Annotated in this window: 14 protein-coding genes; 12 read left to right on the top strand and 2 right to left on the bottom strand. The window is 62.4% G+C overall.

Annotated features, from left to right (window positions below; translation table 11 throughout):
* The first annotated feature begins 322 nt into the window (after nt 1-322).
* Genes EIY71_RS09045 through EIY71_RS09020 form a run of 6 tightly spaced genes read left to right on the top strand, consistent with a single transcriptional unit; the run spans nt 323 to nt 8498 of the window.
* Nucleotides 323-1870, top strand: coding sequence for a glycosyltransferase family 4 protein (locus EIY71_RS09045; RefSeq protein WP_256661084.1), 1548 nt, complete (start codon nt 323-325; stop codon nt 1868-1870).
* Nucleotides 1864-3168 carry a glycosyltransferase gene (locus EIY71_RS09040; RefSeq protein ID WP_085747989.1) on the top strand — a complete coding sequence of 435 codons (1305 nt, stop codon included), beginning with the start codon at nt 1864-1866 and terminating at the stop codon, nt 3166-3168. The genes EIY71_RS09045 and EIY71_RS09040 overlap by 7 nt, the downstream gene beginning before the upstream one ends.
* The gene (locus tag EIY71_RS09035; RefSeq protein WP_129972460.1) at nt 3165-4319 is read left to right on the top strand and encodes an acyltransferase; all 1155 of its coding nucleotides are present in this window, start codon (nt 3165-3167) and stop codon (nt 4317-4319) included. The genes EIY71_RS09040 and EIY71_RS09035 overlap by 4 nt, the downstream gene beginning before the upstream one ends.
* Nucleotides 4313-5131 (top strand): class I SAM-dependent methyltransferase, encoded by an 819-nt coding sequence (locus EIY71_RS09030; protein ID WP_085747987.1) that lies wholly within the window; start codon nt 4313-4315, stop codon nt 5129-5131. Before EIY71_RS09035 ends, EIY71_RS09030 begins: the two co-directional genes overlap by 7 nt.
* Before the next feature lie 48 nt (nt 5132-5179).
* Nucleotides 5180-6373 carry a DUF3142 domain-containing protein gene (locus EIY71_RS09025; RefSeq protein ID WP_134021451.1) on the top strand — a complete coding sequence of 398 codons (1194 nt, stop codon included), beginning with the start codon at nt 5180-5182 and terminating at the stop codon, nt 6371-6373.
* Entirely contained in the window at nt 6360-8498 is a 2139-nt protein-coding gene (locus EIY71_RS09020) for a hypothetical protein (protein ID WP_085747985.1), read from the top strand. Before EIY71_RS09025 ends, EIY71_RS09020 begins: the two co-directional genes overlap by 14 nt.
* Here the strand turns inward: EIY71_RS09020 and EIY71_RS09015 are convergent.
* Nucleotides 8495-9124, bottom strand: a complete 630-nt coding sequence (locus EIY71_RS09015) for a LysE family translocator (RefSeq protein ID WP_085747984.1) — start codon at nt 9122-9124, stop codon at nt 8495-8497. The two genes, EIY71_RS09020 and EIY71_RS09015, sit on opposite strands and share 4 nt — an antisense overlap.
* A 144-nt stretch (nt 9125-9268) precedes the next feature.
* Between EIY71_RS09015 and EIY71_RS09010 the strand changes: the two genes are divergently transcribed.
* Complete coding sequence (locus tag EIY71_RS09010; protein ID WP_007954205.1) at nt 9269-9742, top strand: Lrp/AsnC family transcriptional regulator; 474 nt, start codon at nt 9269-9271, stop codon at nt 9740-9742.
* 37 nt (nt 9743-9779) lie between these two features.
* On the opposite strand, the gene lpdA is transcribed toward EIY71_RS09010, so the two are convergent.
* Nucleotides 9780-11180, bottom strand: coding sequence for a dihydrolipoyl dehydrogenase (gene lpdA / locus EIY71_RS09005; RefSeq protein ID WP_085747982.1), 1401 nt, complete (start codon nt 11178-11180; stop codon nt 9780-9782).
* A 209-nt stretch (nt 11181-11389) separates the two neighbouring features.
* Here lpdA and hflK (EIY71_RS09000) point away from each other — a divergent pair, with 209 nt between their 5' ends.
* The 5 genes from hflK (EIY71_RS09000) to cfaB all read left to right on the top strand — a co-directional run bounded on the left by hflK (EIY71_RS09000) (nt 11390) and on the right by cfaB (nt 18702).
* Complete coding sequence (gene hflK / locus EIY71_RS09000; RefSeq protein WP_134021448.1) at nt 11390-13336, top strand: protease modulator HflK; 1947 nt, start codon at nt 11390-11392, stop codon at nt 13334-13336.
* The gene (gene hflC, locus EIY71_RS08995) at nt 13333-14379 is read left to right on the top strand and encodes a protease modulator HflC (RefSeq protein ID WP_134021445.1); all 1047 of its coding nucleotides are present in this window, start codon (nt 13333-13335) and stop codon (nt 14377-14379) included. Before hflK (EIY71_RS09000) ends, hflC begins: the two co-directional genes overlap by 4 nt.
* Nucleotides 14376-15434 carry a protease modulator HflK gene (gene hflK, locus EIY71_RS08990; RefSeq protein ID WP_064600576.1) on the top strand — a complete coding sequence of 353 codons (1059 nt, stop codon included), beginning with the start codon at nt 14376-14378 and terminating at the stop codon, nt 15432-15434. Before hflC ends, hflK (EIY71_RS08990) begins: the two co-directional genes overlap by 4 nt.
* Nucleotides 15431-17323 (top strand): heavy metal translocating P-type ATPase, encoded by a 1893-nt coding sequence (locus EIY71_RS08985; RefSeq protein WP_134021442.1) that lies wholly within the window; start codon nt 15431-15433, stop codon nt 17321-17323. The genes hflK (EIY71_RS08990) and EIY71_RS08985 overlap by 4 nt, the downstream gene beginning before the upstream one ends.
* 191 nt (nt 17324-17514) lie before the next feature.
* A complete protein-coding gene (gene cfaB / locus EIY71_RS08980) occupies nt 17515-18702 on the top strand; it encodes a C17 cyclopropane fatty acid synthase CfaB (protein WP_085747978.1) in 1188 nt (395 codons plus the stop codon).

The following is an 18702-nucleotide window of genomic DNA, read 5'->3' as shown; positions in this document are numbered from 1 at the left end:
TGTAGTTGTTTGACTGCCAATCTGTGCCAATTGCGCAGCAATTTCAACCGGCCAAACCGTGACCGGTCAGTTCTCGTCAGCGTAGTCGCGTTTTTCTCGTCGGGCGGTTCCCGAACCTTCAACGGATGTGTTTAGAATGCCCCTCGTCACGGTTCCCCGAACGCTGCCGGAGTGGGTGTGCAACCGGGTGAATCTGACCACTAAAACAAGAACGAAGACATGTCCCGGAACACTGGACGAGCATCGGCCCTGCCGACTCGATCCAATGGCCAGGCCGTCATAGCGTGAAGTTGCCGGGATGGCGGTTTCACCGTGGGATGCCATGAATTTCATTCTCTACTCGGACGTCAACGACCGCTCCATCAGCCAGAGTCTCGGGCGTCCCGAATACAGCTATTACTTCGTGCTCAAGGCCTATCGCCCGGTGCTTGAAAGCCTCGGGCAGGTGCATGTGGTGTCCACCACCGCCGAGGTCGATCCGCTCTATCGACGGCTGCTTGCTGCCGGCGAGTCCAGCGTGTTTCTGTCTTTTACTCCGCCGCAAAATACCCCGAGCGATCTTGAATGCCCGACGATCTGCGTGATCGCATGGGAGTTCGATTCGATCCCGGACGAGTCGTGGGACGATGATCCGCGCCACGACTGGACGCAAATGCTCGCACGACAGGGACGGGTCATCACGCTGTCGAGCCACACCGCCCGCGCGATTCGCCGCGCCATGGGCGAGGACTTTCCGGTACTCGTGCTGCCGACGCCCTTGTGGGAAAACTTCGCCGCCATTCGTGAGCAGCACGTCAGTGCGCCGATCAATCCAGGCGCGACCCTGGCGATCAAGGGCTGCATTTTCGACAGCCGCACGCTGGGACTGTCTGCCGACGATTTGCTGCCCAAACCGCTGACCGCCGAACAACTGGCTGAAATCGAGGCACTGCGCCCGCCACCGCTGACGGTCAAACGACGCCTGGTCATTGCCCGTCACTATCTGCGTCTGTGGAGGCTGGGCGCGGGTGAAGAACGGGTGAAATTCCTGCACCACTGGTACTGGGAGGGTGTGCAGGATCTGCTGTCGGACAGCGCACACGCCTGGCTTGAAAAACGTTTCCCGGCCATCGCCGCTCCGCATGCGGTGGCGGTGGTCGAGCCACCCCCGCTGGATTTGCCGGACACCTCCTCAGTGGTCGAGACCGCGGTGGAAGGCGTGATCTACGTCACCGTGTTCAACCCCAAAGACGGCCGCAAGAACTGGCACCACCTGATCACCGCGTTCTGCTGGGCCTTTCGCGAAACGCCTGACGCGACGCTGGTGCTGAAGATTACCCAGAATGATCTGGCGTCCTACTACAGCGAACTGATGACCCTGCTCGCGCAACTGACACCGTTCGCCTGCCGGGTGCTGGTGATGCACGGTTACCTGGACGACGCGCAATACGCGCGGCTTTACCAGGCCGCCAGTTTTTACGTCAACGCCTCACGCTGCGAAGGCCTGTGCCTGCCGCTGATGGAGTTCATGTCCAGCGGCAAACCGGTGATCGCCCCGGACCATACGGCCATGGAAGACTACATCGACGATACGGTGGCCTTCGTCGTCCGGTCCAGCGAAGAGCTGACGATCTGGCCTCAGGACACCCGGATAATTTATCGCACGCTGCGCTATCGGCCGGACTGGGCTTCGCTCAAAAGCGCCTATGAGAACAGCTACCGGATGGCCAGGGCGCAGCCGCAGGAGTACGCGCGCATGTCTGCCGCCGCTGTCGAACGCATGCGCGACTATTGCGCGTTCGCCCCGGTGCAACGGCGCATGGCGGACTTTTTCGGCCTCGAGCCACTGGCCGCCGATGCCGCCCCTGTGACGGACAACGCCTCATGCTGATCATCATTCATTCGGAAACCAACCAGCACACCATCGCGCAAAACCTCGGCCGTTCGGAGTACAGCTACTACTTCGTACTCAAGGAGTACCGGCCGGTGCTCGAACGCCTTGGGCGTGTGGTGGAAGTCGTTGATCCGGCGCGCGAAGTCGATGCGTTGTATCTGGAATGCCTGGCCCGTGGCGAGCCCTGCGTGTTTCTGTCGTTCTCGCCGCCGCACCGCACGCCGATCCACCTCGCGTGCCCGACACTGCCGGTATTCGCCTGGGAATTCAGCACCATCCCCAACGAACCCTTCGACAACGAGCCGCGCAACGACTGGCGCACGGTGCTCCGGGCCTGCGGTGCGGCGATCACCCATTCCGGTTACACGGTCAATGCCGTGCGCGAGGCCATGGGCGCCGATTACCCGATTGTCGCGGTCCCGGCGCCTGTATGGGATCGCTTCGCAGCCCGAGGCGCGCAGCTTCAGGGTCAGTCTCCGACCGGACCGGTGCGACTGACGATCAAGGGACTGATCGCCGACAGTCGCCAGCTCGACCTCGACGCCTTCGGCCCGGAACATTTGCGCCGTGGTGAGGGCATCGATTTCCAGGCACCGGTGTGCGAGCAAGAGTTGTTGCTGGACGGGGTCGTCTACACGTCGGTGTTCAATCCCGGTGACGGCCGCAAGAACTGGGAAGACATGCTGAGCGCATTCTGCGTGACGTTTCGCGACATCGAAGACGCGACGCTGGTACTCAAGCTCACGCACCACGATGCCGAAGAAGCGCTCAGCGACATTCTTCATCACCTGTATAAGAACCAGTCCTATCGCTGTCGCATCGTGCTGATTTATGGCTACCTCGCGGACGCGGACTACGAGCGTCTGGTACAGGCCACGCGTTACGTGGTGAATACTTCTTACGGTGAGGGCCAGTGCCTGCCGTTGATGGAATTCATGTCCTGCGGCAAGCCGGCCGTGGCGCCGCGGACCACGGCGATGATCGATTACCTGAGTGCCGAGAACGCATTCCTGGTCGAGTCCTCCGATGAACTTACCGCCTGGCCTCACGATCCGCGCAGGGCTTTCCGTACCCTGCGCTACATGACCAACTGGGCGTCGGTCTGCGTGGCCTACCGCGACAGCTACGAAGTGGCGAAACACGATCCGCAGCGTTACGCACACATGGCGGCCCGGGCCGTCAGCAGTCTGCAGGGTTTCTGCAGTCAGGCAGTGGCAGAGCAGCGGTTGCAGGTTTTTCTCGCGCAACTGTTCGAGCATCAGGCATCCGCGGGCACCGAGGTGCCCCAGGCATGAGTGACAAACGAATCCTGGACATCGAAGTGCTGCGGGCGATCGCGGTGCTCGGTGTGCTGTTTCATCATTTGCAGGGCAGCCTGTTCACCGACCCGGTACCCCTGCTGGAAAAAATCCACGCCTGGGCGCAGCCGTGGTGGGGCGTCGATCTGTTTTTCGCGATCTCCGGATTCGTCATAGCCCGCAGCCTGATCCCGGCGTTGCGAGGTTGCACGACCCGTCAGGAATACTGGGAGCAGACGCGCAACTTCTGGTTGCGCCGGGTCTTTCGTCTGCTGCCGTCGGCGTGGCTGTGGCTGGCGCTGATGTTGCTGGCGTGCCTGTTTCTCAATCGCTCCGGAGCGTTCGGTACGCTGCACGCCAACCTGCAGGCGACGCTGGCGGGCGTGTTGCAGTACGCTAACTTCCGTTTTGCCGACAGTTTCTTTCATTACGAGTACGGCAGCAGTTTCGTGTATTGGAGCCTGGCGCTGGAGGAGCAGTTCTATCTGCTGTTCCCGCTGCTGATTCTGGTGTGCCGCAAGCATCTGGTCTGGGCGCTGCTGGCACTGGTTGCGGTGCAATTGTTCACCCTGCGCACGCCGATACTGATGGTCATCCGTACCGATGCGCTGGCCCTGGGTGTGTTGCTGGCGATGTGGAGCATGCAGCCGGGCTATCGCCGGTGGGAGCCGACTTTCCTGCACCGCCCGTGGGCCGGAGTGGGTGCGCTGATCGTGCTGGCGCTGCTGCTGAGCTACATGGCCACCGACCGTTTCACCTTTGTTTCTTACCGCATCGGCTCGATTGCCGTGCTCGGTGCGCTGCTGGTGTGGATCGCTTCGTACAACCGCGATTACCTGCTGCCTGCCGGCAGGCTGCAACAGTTGATGGCATGGGTCGGCAGCCGTTCCTACGGGATCTACCTCATCCACATTCCGGCTTACCAACTGGTGCGTGAGCTGATCTTCCGCTTGCAGGAGGCGGGAATGTCCAGCCCTGCCGGTCACCCGATCATCACGCTGTTGCTGGCGTTCGGTCTGATCGTGCTGCTCAGCGAGCTCAATTACCGTCTCATCGAAATGCCGATGCGCAATCGAGGCGCTGCCCTGGTGCGGCGCCTCGGTACATCGCGAATCGCCGTCCCATCCTCTGGAGCCACCTCATGCTGAGCCTTTTGAAGAAACTCACGGCGTCGACGCCTGCACCGATGCCCGAGCAGCCAGCTGCCGGGAAGGTCGATTCGTACATGCTCGGCCTGCACGACGCGATGCTCAGCGGCTGGTTCAACCAGGAAACCGGTGAGCTGTTCAAAGGCTTCCCGGTGACCGCCGATGACACCTTGCTGGACGTTGGCTGCGGCGACGGTGGCAACGTGCATTTCTGCGGCATGCGCGGGGCGAAGATCATCATTGCCGACATCGACGGCGCCAAGGTCGAGGCGACCCGCCAGCGCCTGAGCGATACCCCGGCGCGTGGGGTCGAATGCCATGTCACCGACTGCAATCCGCTGCCGATCGCCGATGGCACCGCCACTCGTGTGGTGTCCACCGAAGTCATCGAGCACGTCGACGACCCGGCGCAGTTCCTTGCCGAGCTGGTGCGCGTCGGTCAGTCGGGCGCGCTGTACCTGTTGAGCGTGCCGCATCCGAGCTCCGAAGACCTGCAGAAAGATATCGCCGCGCCGGAGTATTTCCAGAAGCCCAACCACATTCGCATCATCAGTGAAGAGCAGTTCAAGGCGATGGTCAGCGAGGCGGGACTCGAGATCATCAGCCATAGCCAGTACGGCTTTTACTGGTCGATGTGGATGTTGCTGTTCTGGGAGGCCAAGGTCGATTTCAGCAACCCGGATCACCCGTTGCTAAACCATTGGGCCGAGACCTGGCAAGCGGTGCTCGACTCACCGCGCGGCGCGCAGATCAAGCAGGCGCTGGATGCGGTGGTGGCCAAGAGTCAGGTAATCATTGCCCGCAAGCCCTGAACGCTTTTGTGTAACCTTGCAGCTTGATGTCTCAGGGATCTGCAAGGTATGCGCTTTATCATCGGGTGGTTGGCCCTGGTGGCTGTGTTGTTGCTGTGTGCTTGTGAACGACAGGACGCGGTGCCGCTCGATCAGCAGCTTTACGTCTGGCAACGGCAATGGACGCCAGCCCATGAACGTGCCTTGAACGACAGTCGCAACGACTTTTCGACGTTGCGGGTATTGGCGTTGCAGGCTTTCCCGAATGACGGCTGGAGTCTCGCACGCGTCGATTTCGCGCTGCTGAAACACGATGCGCGGCCGTTGATTGCGGTGATTCGCCTCGACGGCCAGCTCAAGGCGCTCGATACGCAAGCGGTCACGGCGCAAATCCTTCAAGTGCTCGCTGACTGGCAAGGCCAGGGGCTGAACCTGAGCGGCGTCGAGATCGATCATGACGCCGGCAATGCCCGACTGCCTGCTTACACTGAATTTCTCACTCAGTTGCGCGGCGCATTGCCGGCCAATCTGCCCCTGAGCATCACCGCGTTGCCCGCCTGGCTCGACAGCCCGCAATTGCCGGCGCTGCTGGCGACCGTCGACAGCAGCGTGTTGCAGGTGCATGCCGTCAGCGATCCGCGTCGCGGTCTGTTCGATCCCGAGCTGGCCCAGCGCTGGGCCAAGGCCTGGGGGCGGGTGACCGACAAACCGTTTTATCTGGCACTGCCGGCCTATGGCGTGGCGTTGTTGGCGGCTGCCGACGGCGCCCCGGTGGTGGAAAGCGAAGTGCCGCTCGAGCGCGGTGGCGAGCGACGCGAATTGCTCGCCGATCCGCAACAACTGGGCCGGCTGGCCAATGAGTTACGCGAGGATCGCCCGGCGCATCTGGCCGGTCTGATCTGGTTTCGGCTGCCGTTGGCCAACGACCGCAGAGCCTGGAGCCTGAGCACGTTGCGTGCGGTCGCCCGAGGCGATGCATTGAGCAGCCAGCTCGGACTGACGTTCACCGAACAGAACGGCCTGCAAGACATCGCCCTGCGTAACGTCGGTAACCTCGACAGCGCCTGGCCCGCCCGCATCACCATCAAGGCCCGGGGCTGCGAAGGTGCCGATGCGCTCGCCGGTTATGCGTTGCAACAGACGGCGGATCTGCTTACCTTCACCCGCCTGCGCGACGGCCGATTGCCGGCGAACGGGCAGCGTGCGATCGGTTGGGCACGCTGCGCAAATATTGATCAAGGAGGTTCGCATGTTGACCCGTAACTGGCCGCGCCATCTGCTTTGCCTGAGCCTCAGCCTGCCGCTGGGCTCGGCGCTGGCCTGCGGCCCGGATTTCCCGATGCGTCTGCTCGACGATCGCGGGCAATCGCTGGCGGAGCTGCCGGAGGGCAACTTCAGGTTCGAGATCAGTCGCCTCGGCAAAACCATCGCCGGGCTGAAGAACGTCACCGCCGCCACCCACAATCCGGATGACATCTACGCCGAGGCTCCAGAACCCGCCGAGGTGCGCGACAAGGCCGAGCAGATCGGCCTGACGCCTGATCAGCAAGCGCTGGTCAAACAACTGCGCGGCCTGACCGATGCGCATCAGGTCGACGTGCAGGGCGCGAGCCTGCCGGCGGAACTGCGTCTGTATGTGGCGGGCGCGGTGGCGTTCGGCGCCGGTGACCATCAACTGGCGGTCGAGTATTTCCGTCAGTTGCTGGCGCTGCCGGCCGATCAGCGGGCGTTACGCAGCACCTGGGCTGCCTATTCTCTGGGCCGGGCGTACTTTGCCATGAGCAGCGAATCGGGCGATGCGCTTGAAGCCTGGGAAAACGCTATCGACGCGTTCCGCCAGACGCGGCAACTGAGCATCGACGGCTTCAGCGATCCGCTGGAACTGGGCGTGGCCAGCCTTGGCGAAGAGGCGCGGGCGTTGCGCATGGCGGGTGACTGGAACAACGCCATCAAGCTGTATGCCGCGCAAAACCTGCACGGCTCGAACGTCGGGTATACCTCGCTAAAGCAGTTGATGAACGAACTGGCCGAGGAGCCCGAAGATCGGTTGGCGAAATTGCTGCGCCGCGAAGCGGTGCAGCAACTGGTGACCGCCTCGCTGATCAGCCGGATCGGCTGGTCGTTCGGTGATGAGCCGCCGAACGAGAAGAAGCTGGTCAAGGCCCTGCAAGCGAGCACCCGCGGCAGCCTCGATAACGCTGATCGTCTGGCGGCGATGAATTATCAACAGGGCGATTACGCCAGCGCCAAGGCGTTCCTCGAACACGCTGGCGACAGCGGCCTGGCGTGGTGGCTGCGGGCGAAACTGGCGGTGCGCGATGGCGACAGGAACGCGGCGGCTGCGGCTTATGCGAAAGCCGCGCAAGCGTTCCCGCAGGACGAATCCTGGGGCGAGCGGCGCACTGCCGACTGGAATCTCGAAAGCGTGCAGCCCAAATGCCGGGTCGAGGGTGAAAGCGCCATTCTGGCGCTGCAACGTGGCGAGTACCTGCAGGCCTTCGATCAGTTGTATCGCAGCCAGCACATTTACTGGTTCGACGCCGCGACCGTGGCCGAGCGCGTGCTGACGGTCGAGGAGTTGAAAAACTATGTCGATACCAACGTCCCGGCGCCGCCTGCGTTGAGCCAGCAGGATCGCGACAATTACGTGCCGCTGCCGGTGGCCGCCAGTCTGCGTAATCTGCTGGGGCGGCGTTTGTTGCGTGAGGGGCACTACGAAGAAGCGGTTGGCTATTTCGACAGCGCGGATCTGCAGAACAAGGCGCGGCTCTATGGTGAGCAACGCCTCAAAGCCGATTCGGCATGGTGGCCGACCAAACGTGCCAGCGCACTGTTCAATGCTGCGTGGACAGCCCGTGAGTGGGGCATGGACATACTGGGCTACGAAATGGCCCCGGATTACGCGACCTTTGGTGGCAACTTCAGTCTGGAAAACGCCGAGCTGAAAGTCGGACCGCTGGTGAGCGAGGCCGAAGTCCAACGTCAGAAGGCCAGTGAAGCGCAGCCGGATGAGCGCTATCACTATCGGTTTGTTGCCACGGCGCTGGCCAGCCGTGCGGCGGATAATCTGCCGCACACCAGTCAGGCGTTTGCCGCTGTGTTGTGCTCGGCGGCCGGTTTCAATAGCAGCCTGCAAGAGCAAAGCGCGCTGTATCAGCGATATGTGAAAGAAGGTCCGTACATGGGCTGGGGTGGCTATTTCGGCCAGCAATGCCCTTATCCGGATTTCGCCAGCGCCGACAAACGCTACGTCACCCAGGTTGTCGATGCTGTACGGGGAGTGTTGCGACCCTACAAGCGTGCAGTACAGATCGGCACCATTGTCGGGTTAACCGTGATTGTGCTGGTGATCATTACCCGCCGTCAGCGCAAGTCTCGCAAAGCCTAAGCCTGCTGGACGAACGTCAGGCGCACCGCAAAGCCGATCAACAGGCTGCCGAACAGCCACTGTTGCACCCGTTGGGCCGTCGGGCTGTGTTTCAGCCAGCGGCCCAGCGCGGCGCCGGTCAGGGCGTAGGCGCTGTCGAACAGCAGGCCGGCGCCCACCAGCATCGCGCCGAGCAGCGCAAACTGCGTCAGCACCGGTGCGCCATTTGCCACGATGAACTGCGGCAGCAACACCGAGCAGAACAGCAACGCTTTCGGGTTGAGCAGGTTGGTCAACAGGCCGCGACGGATGGCGGCGTAGCACTGCGCATGACTGTCCGTGATGGTGCCGGCGTTCAGATCCGGCAGCAGCGTGGTGCGCAGGCACTGAATGCCGATCCACAGCAAGTACGCCGCCCCGGCGATCCGCACGGCATCGAACGTCCACGGCGCCGCCTTGAACAGCGCCGCCAGCCCCAACGCCGCGAGCGCTACATGACAGCCTCGGGCGATGGCCAGACCCACCGCCGTGGCCAGCGCTGCACCGCGCCCCTGGCGAGCGCCGGTCTGCAGCAGCAGGATCATGTCCGGGCCGGGCAACAGAAAGACCACTGCCAGCGCCAGGAAAAACAGCCAGAGACTCGCCATGTCGCACCCCTTTCGTTGTCGATTCGGTCGCCTCAGTCTAGGGCCGAAAGGCAGGGCAGGTGGTTGCGTAGTCAGCTTCTAAAGGCCGCTGAATTGGCATAATCTGCGCTCTTTCACCGCCTAAACCATCAGGATCTGCCAACCATGAAACTGGATGCCTTTGATCGCAAGATTCTCGCCGCGCTGCAAAGGGACGGGCGCTTGAGCAATGTGCAGTTGGCCGACGAGATCGGTCTGTCGGCATCGCCGTGTCTGCGCCGGGTGCGGATGCTCGAAGAGGCTGGGGTGATTCGCGGTTATCAGGCCAATCTGGATCGCGATGAAGTGGGGTTGGGTCTGACGGTGTTTGTCGGGGTCAAGGTCGAGCGGCACAACGACGAACAAGCCGAGGCGTTCCACCGGGCGGTGACGGCGTTGCCGGAGGTGATTTCAGCGTTTCTGGTGTCCGGGGAGTCGGACTTTCTGCTGCAAGTGGTGGTGCCGGATCTACGCGCCTATGACCGCTTTCTCACCGGTTGCCTGTTGAAGCTGCCGGGGGTAAGCGACATCCGCAGCAATTTTGCGATTCACACGGTGAAGACGCCCGGCGCGCTGCCGCTGGGGCATCTGCCGTCCTGATACTTCCCGCATTGCGCGGGAAGTATTCGCACAGTGCTTACATCTGCGTCGCCATCCCCTCGACATTCATTGCTGCCTGACGAAGCGCTTCGGAGCGGGTTGGATGCGGGTGACAGGTCAGCGCGATGTCCTCGGCCGAGGCGCTGAACTCCATGGCCACGCAGAATTCGCCGATCATTTCGCTGACGCTCGGGCCGACCAGGTGCACACCGAGGACTTCGTCGGTGCGCTCGTCAGCGATGACTTTGGCAAAACCTTCGGTCTCGTGATTGATCTTCGCCCGGCTGTTGGCGGTGAACGGGAATTTGCCGACCTTGTACGCCCGGCCTTCGGCTTTCAGCTGCTCTTCGGTCTTGCCGACGCTGGCCAGCTCTGGCCGGGTGTAGATCACGTTGGGAATCAGGTCGTAATTGACCTCGCCGGCCTTGCCGACGATCTGTTCGATGCAGGCCATGGCTTCGTCTTCGGCCTTGTGCGCGAGCATCGGCCCGGACGTGACGTCGCCGATCACCCACACGCCGGGCGCCTCGGTGCGATGCTGTTTGTTGGCGAGCATGCCGCGTTTGTCGGTGCTCAGGCCGACGTTTTCCAGGCCCAGGCCTTGGGTGTACGGACGACGTCCGATGGCCACCAGTACGTAATCGGCTTCAAGGATTTCTGCGCTGCCGCCAGCGGCGGGTTCGACGCTGAGCTGTACGCCAGTGGCCGAAGAAGTGGCACTGGTCACTTTCGAGCTCAGCTTGAAGCTGATGCCCTGTTTGCTCAGCGAACGTTGCAGAGTCTTACCGGCTTCGCCGTCGACGCCGGGGCAGATGCGATCGAGGTATTCCACCACGGTCACCTGCGCGCCGAGCCGGCGCCAGACCGAGCCGAGTTCGAGACCGATCACGCCCGCACCGATCACAACAAGATGCTTGGGTACTTCGCTCAAGGACAGCGCACCGGTCGAGTCGAGGATGCGCTTATTGTCTATTTCCACGCCGGGCAGGGGAGTGGGCTCGGAGCCGGTGGCGATGACGATGTCCTTGGCAGTCAGTTCGATCCGGCTGCCCTGATCGCCGGTCACGCTGACTTTTCCAGGGCCGTCGATGTGGCCCCAGCCCTTGATCCAGTCGACCTTGTTTTTGCGAAACAGAAACTCGATGCCTTTGGTCAGGCCGCTCACGCTTTCATCTTTCTGCTTCATCATTTGCGCAAGGTTGAGCGTGGGTTTGACCTCGATGCCCAGATTGGCGAACTCCGCGCCCAACGCCGCTTCGTACAGCTCGGACGCATGCAAAAGCGCCTTGGACGGCATGCAGCCGACGTTCAGGCAGGTGCCACCCAGCGTGGCGCGGCCTTCGACACACGCGGCCTTGAGACCCAGTTGGCCGGCGCGGATCGCTGCGTTATAACCGCCGGGGCCACCGCCCAGAATCACCACGTCATAGTTGCTCATGCTCTTGCTCCTGGCTGAAGGATGCGGATCAGTAAAAGTAGTTCGTGCTAAAAATTACGAACGTAATATGAGCGTTTCCCGACATTTCGGTCAAGGCTTCAGGCAAGCGACAGGTTGCGCATCTTTGAATGATGCAAATGAGTACAAATATTTCACGACTTTCGTTATATCGTAACGATATGTGCAGTGAGCCAAGGGTTTTGGGGGATATGCAAGTCGATCTGGATGAAGGCACGCCGGTCACCGGGTTGCCGCGCTTTCAGCAAGCGGCAGCGCAAGGCCGGCGCTTGCGTCGCCTGGCGATCGGTCTGGCTGCGTTGGCCGGTGCAGGGTGGGTGCTGGCATTTTTTGTCGGGCTGTTTGCGCCGCAATCGCTGTGGTCCGCGCTGCTGGTCAATCAAAGCGCGGCGCTGCTGGTGCTGGTGACGGGGCTGCAATCGGCGTGGTGGGTGACGCAATGGCGGGCGCGGGTGATCAATCCCGTGGTGCCGGTAACGGTTGCTGAAGAACCTGCGCCGGATGGCTGGTACGAGCGACTGCTGGATCGCATGAGTCAACGCAGTCTGCACCTGCTAGGGCAGATCGGCGCGGCCACATTGTGGCTGGGCGGGTGGTCGTTGCTGGTGCTGTTAAGCATCGAGCAAATGTGGAGCCTGACGCTGCCGGCGGCGGGAGTGGGGTTGTCCGCCACGGTCGGCGCGGCCATCGCGTTGCTGCTGGCGTTCGCTCTGCTGGTGCTGGAGCGGCAACTGGCGCAGGAAAACCCGGCGCAATGGCCCGAGGCCGGAGCGCTGGCGCAGCTGACGCGGGTGGCAATCATCAGTCTGGTGCTGGGCGCGTTGTGCCTGTTGTTCGCCAGTGACAGTGCAATCTGGCCGGTGCGGCTGGCAGTGTTGATCGGCATTCTGCCGGGGCTGGTTGCCCTGGAATTGCTGCTGCGTGCGCTGCTGTCGTTGTTCAGCCCGCGCCGCGAACAACTCGAACCGGTGCTGCTGGCGCGCAGTTTTGTCGCTGATCTGCTGCGCTGGCCGCCACAACCTTTGCTCGCGTTACAGCATGAATTGCACAACCGCTTCGGCATCGATCTGCGTCAGATCTGGGCCTTCAGTTACATGCGCCGCGCCTTCTTGCCGGTGTTGGTGTTGGTGGCAGCGGTGGGCTGGTTGCTCACCGGCCTTCACGAAATACCGATGCAAAGCCGTGGCATCTACGAGCGCTTCGGCAAACCGGTGCAGGTGTTCGGTCCGGGTTTGCACGCTGGTTTGCCCTGGCCGTTGGGTCGTGTGCTGAACGTTGAAAACGGCGTGGTGCATGAACTGGCAACCAGTGTCGGCGAGAACCCGGCACTCGTGCAGTTGGATCCGGCAGAAGGCCCGGCGCCATTTACTGCCAACCGTTTGTGGGACGCCAGCCACGTCAATGACAAATCCCAGGTTATCGCCAGCAGCCGGGGCGATCAGCAGAGCTTTCAGATCGTCAACATGGACGTGCGCTTCGTCTATCGCATCGGCCTGAGCGATCAAGCCGCGCTGGCCGCCACTTACAACAGCGCCGATGTGCCCACGCTGATCCGCAGCACCGCCAGCCGGATTCTGGTGCATGACTTTGCCTCGCGCACACTCGACGGTTTGCTTGGCGAGGACAGGATCGGACTCGCCGAAGAAATCGGCCGCGCCGTACAAAGCGATCTGCAGAAACTCGACAGCGGCGTGGAAATTCTCGCCACGGTTGTCGAAGCGATTCACCCACCGGCAGGGGCGGCCAATGCCTATCACAGCGTGCAAGCGGCGCAGATCGGCTCTCAGGCGTTGATCTCCCGCGAGCGCGGCGCTGCCGCCGAAGCGAGTAACCAGGCACAGTTGCAGGCCAGCCTCGCTCGGGATCAGGCCAGTGCCAACGCCCATGAAATCAACGCCACCGCCCGAGCGGCGGATCTGAAATTCAGCGCCGAACAAAAGGCCTACGCCAGTGCCGGCCAGGCCTTCGTGCTGGAGCAATACCTCAGCCAACTCAGCCAGGGTTTGAGCAAAGCCAAACTGCTGGTACTCGACCATCGTCTGGGCGGCAGCAGTAACGCACCGACCATCGACCTGCGTACGTTCACGCTGCCGGCAGATCCGGCGCGCACCACCGCTCAGCCAGGAGCCACCCATTGAGCCAGTCGCACACTCACGATCACCATGACCACAGCGGCCACGATCATGCTCACGGCGGCGATCATCACCATCACGGGCATCATCACCATCACCACGGTGCGCCGGAAGATGCGGGGCCTTTTCCGTGGAAACGCATGGGCTGGGCGGGATTGCTGGTGGCGTTCGCCATCGCGGCGGCGAGCCTGGTGCAAGTGCGCTCCGGTGAAGCCACGGTCATCACCCGGTTCGGCAACCCGTCCCGCGTGTTGCTGGAACCGGGACTGAGCTGGCGTTGGCCGGCGCCGTTCGAAGCAGCGATTCCGGTGGATCTGCGTTTGCGCACGACCTCCAGCGGCTTGCAGGATGTCGGCACCCGCGACGGTCTGCGCATCATCGTGCAGGCGTACGTGGCCTGGCAGGTGCAGGGCGATCCTGACAACGTGCAGCGCTTTATGCGCGCCGTGCAGAACCAGCCGGACGAAGCGGCGCGGCAGATTCGGACGTTTGTCGGCTCGGCACTGGAAACCACGGCTAGCAGTTTCGATCTGGCCAATCTGGTGAATACCGACGCCAGCCAGGTTCGCATCGCCGATTTTGAAGCGCAGTTGCGTCAGCAAATCGATCAGCAGTTGCTCGCCACTTACGGCGTGCGCGTGGTGCAAGTGGGCATCGAACGGCTGACCTTGCCATCGGTGACCCTCACCGCAACGGTTGACCGGATGCGCGCCGAGCGTGAAACCATCGCCACCGAACGCACCGCCATTGGCAAACGTGAAGCAGCGCAAATCCGCTCCGCCGCCGAACGCGATGCGCGAATCGTGCAAGCCGACGCCACGGTGAAAGCCGCCGATATCGAAGCTCAATCGCGGGTGGAAGCGGCGCAGATTTACGGACGCGCTTATGCCGGTTCGCCGCAGCTGTACAACTTGCTGCGCTCGCTGGACACCCTCGGCACCATTGTTTCACCGGACACCAAACTGATCCTGCGCACCGACGCCGCGCCATTCCGGGTGTTGGTCGACGGTCCGCCGAATCTCGACAACAAAAGCGGACCGCAGCCATGAATGAAGTTCCACGTGGAACACATTCGCTGAACAGTCCATGGATTCAAGCGGGACGTCTGGCGTTTTTCGCGCTGTATGCGGTAACCGTGCTCGCAGCATTGGCCTGGGCGTTTTCCAATGTCCGGCAGATCGACCCGCAAAATCGCGCGGTGGTTTTGCATTTCGGAGCGCTGGATCGCATTCAGAATGCCGGGTTGTTATTGGCCTGGCCGCAGCCGTTCGAGCAGGTGGTTTTGTTGCCGGCGGCAGATCGTGTCATCGAACGCAGGGTAGAAAATCTGCTGCGCAGTGATCAGGCCTTGCAGGCGGATCGCGTCGCGACCTTCGCCACGCCGCTGAGTGATGCGCTGGCCGGCTCCGGCTATCTGCTCACGGGTGATGCCGGAGTGGTGCAACTGGATGTGCGGGTGTTCTACAAGGTCACCGACCCGTATGACTTCGTACTGCAGGGCGAGCATGTGTTGCCGGCGCTGGATCGATTAGTGACGCGAAGCGCGGTGGCGCTGACGGCGGCGCGGGATCTGGACACGATTCTGGTGGCGCGGCCGGAGTTGATCGGCGCTGATAATCAGGCCGCCGAACGTCGTGAACGGTTGCGCGGCGATCTGGTGCAAGGCATCAACCGACGTCTGGCCGAGTTGAAGGCGAGCGGTCAGGGCATCGGCATCGAAGTGGCTCGGGTCGATGTGCAATCGAGTCTGCCGGAGCCGGCGGTCAGTGCGTTCAACGCCGTCCTTACTGCCAGCCAGCAAGCCGACAAAGCGGTCGCCAATGCCCGCACCGAGGCCGAGAAACTTACCCAGTCCGCCAATGAACAGGCTGACCGCACGCTGCAAGTCGCTCATGCCCAGGCGGGTGAGCGCCTGGCCAAAGCCTCCGCCGACACGGCGACGGTGTTGAGCCTGGCCAAGGCGCAACAGCAGGGCACTGACCCGCAAATGCTGTTGCGTCTGTACCGCGAGCGCATGCCGAAGATTCTCGGTCAGGCCGGTTCGGTGACCACGGTCGATCCGAAAGACGATTCACGCCTGATCATTCAGGGAGCCAGCAAATGACTGCTACCACCTCATCTCCGAGCCTGTTGTCCTCGGCCGAACAACGCCGCGCCGCCCGCCAGTTGACCCTGGCGATGCTCGCCCTCGGCTTGCTCGGTCTGGGGCTGATCTGGCGCTGGTTGATGCCGGAACAGACGGGCGTCAGTCAGCTGTTGCTCGGATTCGCTTCTTTATTAGTCGCGGTGCCGGTGATGCGTTCGGCGTGGTTCAGCCTGCGTTATCCGAGCCTGCACGGCATCACCGATCAGTTGATCGCCCTGGCGATGATCGGGGCCTGGGCCACGGGCGATCTGCTCACCGCGGCGTTGTTGCCGATCATCATGATCTTTGGCCATGTGCTGGAAGAGCGCAGTGTGATCGGTTCCCAGGAAGCGATTCATGCCCTCGGCCAACTCACGCGCAGCCATGCACGCAAAGTGCAGGCGGACGGTTCGATCATCGAAGTCGACAACGGCACGCTCAAGGCCGGCGACAACGTCGAAGTGCGCGCCGGTGATCGGGTGCCGGCGGACGGTCGGGTTTTGTCCGGCCAGGCCAGCCTCGATACGGCGTCGATCACCGGTGAGTCGGTGCCGGTGGAAGCGGGCGTTGGCATGGCGGTGTTCGGCGGTGCGATCAACCTCGACGGTTTGCTGCGAATCGAAGTGACCCGTACCGGGGATGAATCCACCCTCGGCAAAGTCATCGCGCTGATGCAAAACGCCGAACGCTCCAAGCCACCGATCACTCGTTTGCTCGAACGCTATGCCGGCAGTTACATGGTGTTGGTTTTGTTGCTCGCGGCGGTGACCTGGTTCATCACCAACGATGCACAGGCGATGCTCGCGGTGCTGGTGGCGGCATGCCCATGCGCGCTGGTGTTGTCGGCACCGGCCACGGCGATTGCCGGGGTGGCGGTGGCGGCGCGGCACGGGATTCTGATCCGCAGTTCGGCGTTCCTTGAGGAGCTGGCCGATCTCACCTCGCTGGTCGTCGACAAGACCGGCACCCTGACTTACGGCACGCTGCGCTTGCAGTCGATCAACAGCCCGCGAGCGGATCACGGTTTGGTGATGGCGCTGGCTGCAAGCCTGGGGGCGGCGAGCAGTCATCCGGTCAGCCGCGCGCTGGCCGGACTGGTCAGCGCGGAAGAGGTGTTGGTGCTGACCGATATCCATGAGCGGCAGGGGTTGGGCGTTGTGGCCAAGACCGCGCAAGGCGAGGCCGCGCTCGGGCGCCCGGAGCTGTTTGCGCAGTTGGGCATCCCGACCACGGCGATCCCCGAAAACGACGGCCCGATTGCCGGGCTGGCGTTGAACGGCGAATTCCTCGCCTGGCTGTTACTGGCCGACACTGTCAAACCGGAAGCGCGATTTGCCCTGAGTGAACTGCGTGACCTCGGGCTGGGGCGGCAACTGCTGTTGACCGGTGACCGGCAAAGCGTCGCACAAACTCTGGCCAAGGATGTCGGCCTGCACGAAGTCGAAGCCCAGGCGTTGCCCGAAGACAAACTGAACCGAGTGCTCAAGGAAATCGACAACGGCTTCCGGCCGATGGTGGTCGGCGACGGGATCAACGATTCGCTGGCGCTTAAAGCGGGCGTCGTGGGCGTCGCGATGGGAGCGGGCGGTGCAGATATCGCGCTGGCCTCCGCCGACATCGTGCTGATCGGCAGCGACCTGCGTCGGCTCGGCACCTGCGTGCGCCTGAGTCGTCAGTGCCGACGCACCTTGCAAGTGAACGTGATCATCGGCCTGGGCTGGACGCTGGCCATCGTGGTATTCGCGGCCTTCGGCTGGCTCGGTGCAGCGGGGGCGATGATCGCTGCGTTGCTGCACAACCTGAGCACGTTGCTGGTGCTCGGCAATGCCGGTCGCCTGCTCCGTTTTCAAGAGCCACTGCTGAGCTGAAAGCGTCGGATTGATCATTTTTCGAACTGTGCGCCGCTCTCGCAGTCATTTGAAAAGGCGCACTGAAACAGGGATGACAGCGCGGTGACAGCCGATGTGGCTGATAGTCGGCGACTATCAAATCGATAGCCTGCTAATTTTCAAGGATGGTCTACCCTCAGATCAGACGTCTGAAACCAGGGGGATATTCCATGCTCGCGCAACTTCCACCGGCCTTACAGAATCTGCAGCTTCCGCTTCGCCTGCGACTCTGGGACGGCCATGAATTCAATCTGGGCCCGACGCCCAGCGTCACCATTGTGGTCAAGGACCCATTGATGGTGTCCCAGTTGACCCATCCAAGTCTCGACGCGCTGGGGGCGGCGTTCGTCGAGGGCAAGCTCGAACTGGAGGGCTCGATCAGCGAAGTCATCCGGGTGTGCGATGAGCTGAGCTCCGCGCTGCTCGATGAAGACGATGACAGTCAGCCGGTGCGCACGCTCCACGACAAGGAAACCGACGCCAAAGCCATCTCCTATCACTATGACCTATCGAACGCGTTCTACCAGCTGTGGCTGGACAGCGACATGGCGTATTCCTGCGCGTATTTCGAAACCGGCAGTGAATCCCTGGAGCAAGCCCAGCAAGCCAAGTTCCGGCACCTGTGCCGCAAGCTGCGTTTGCAGCCCGGCGACTATCTGCTGGACGTCGGTTGCGGCTGGGGCGGATTGGCGCGTTATGCCGCCCGCGAATTTGGCGCCAAGGTCTTCGGTATTACTCTGAGCAAAGAACAACTGGCCCTGGCCCGCGAGCGAGTCAAAGCCGAAGGTCTGGAGGATCAGATCGAACTGCAACTGCTCGATTACCGCGATCTGCCCCAGGACGGGCGTTTCGACAAAGTGGTCAGCGTCGGCATGTTCGAACACGTCGGCCACGCCAACCTCGCCGAATACTGCAAAACCCTGTTCGGCGCGGTGAAAGAGGGCGGTCTGGTGATGAACCACGGCATCACTGCCAAGCACACCGATGGCCGTCCGGTGGGACGCGGTGCCGGGGATTTCATCGAGAAGTACGTGTTCCCCAACGGCGAACTGCCGCACCTGGCGATGATCTCGGCCGAGATCAGCGAAGCGGGTCTGGAGATTGTCGACGTCGAGAGTCTGCGCCTGCACTACGCGCGCACCCTGGACCACTGGAGCGAACGGCTGGAGGACAACCTTGAAGCCGCCGCGAAACTGGTGCCGGACCAGGCGCTGCGTATCTGGCGTCTGTACCTGGCAGGCTGCGCTTATGCATTCGCTCGCGGCTGGATCAACCTGCACCAGATCCTCGCCGTGAAGGCCCATGCCGACGGCAGCCATGAACTGCCGTGGACGAGGGACGACATCTACCACCCTTGA

Origin of the sequence: Pseudomonas sp. CH235, from assembly GCF_004368175.1 — a bacterium.
In the GTDB taxonomy this organism is placed as follows: domain Bacteria; phylum Pseudomonadota; class Gammaproteobacteria; order Pseudomonadales; family Pseudomonadaceae; genus Aquipseudomonas; species Aquipseudomonas paraglycinae.
This window is presented reverse-complemented; position numbering and strand designations above follow the sequence as displayed.

Excerpts from the sequence above, each read along its gene's own strand:
- EIY71_RS09045 (WP_256661084.1), top strand. The coding sequence starts at position 323 with ATGAATTTCATTCTCTACTCGGACGTCAACGACCGCTCCATCAGCCAG.
- EIY71_RS09040 (WP_085747989.1), top strand. The coding sequence starts at position 1,864 with ATGCTGATCATCATTCATTCGGAAACCAACCAGCACACCATCGCGCAA.
- EIY71_RS09035 (WP_129972460.1), top strand. The coding sequence starts at position 3,165 with ATGAGTGACAAACGAATCCTGGACATCGAAGTGCTGCGGGCGATCGCG.
- EIY71_RS09030 (WP_085747987.1), top strand. The coding sequence starts at position 4,313 with ATGCTGAGCCTTTTGAAGAAACTCACGGCGTCGACGCCTGCACCGATG.
- EIY71_RS09025 (WP_134021451.1), top strand. The coding sequence starts at position 5,180 with ATGCGCTTTATCATCGGGTGGTTGGCCCTGGTGGCTGTGTTGTTGCTG.
- EIY71_RS09020 (WP_085747985.1), top strand. The coding sequence starts at position 6,360 with ATGTTGACCCGTAACTGGCCGCGCCATCTGCTTTGCCTGAGCCTCAGC.
- EIY71_RS09015 (WP_085747984.1), bottom strand. The coding sequence starts at position 9,124 with ATGGCGAGTCTCTGGCTGTTTTTCCTGGCGCTGGCAGTGGTCTTTCTG.
- EIY71_RS09010 (WP_007954205.1), top strand. The coding sequence starts at position 9,269 with ATGAAACTGGATGCCTTTGATCGCAAGATTCTCGCCGCGCTGCAAAGG.
- lpdA (WP_085747982.1), bottom strand. The coding sequence starts at position 11,180 with ATGAGCAACTATGACGTGGTGATTCTGGGCGGTGGCCCCGGCGGTTAT.
- hflK (WP_134021448.1), top strand. The coding sequence starts at position 11,390 with ATGCAAGTCGATCTGGATGAAGGCACGCCGGTCACCGGGTTGCCGCGC.
- hflK (WP_064600576.1), top strand. The coding sequence starts at position 14,376 with ATGAATGAAGTTCCACGTGGAACACATTCGCTGAACAGTCCATGGATT.
- EIY71_RS08985 (WP_134021442.1), top strand. The coding sequence starts at position 15,431 with ATGACTGCTACCACCTCATCTCCGAGCCTGTTGTCCTCGGCCGAACAA.
- cfaB (WP_085747978.1), top strand. The coding sequence starts at position 17,515 with ATGCTCGCGCAACTTCCACCGGCCTTACAGAATCTGCAGCTTCCGCTT.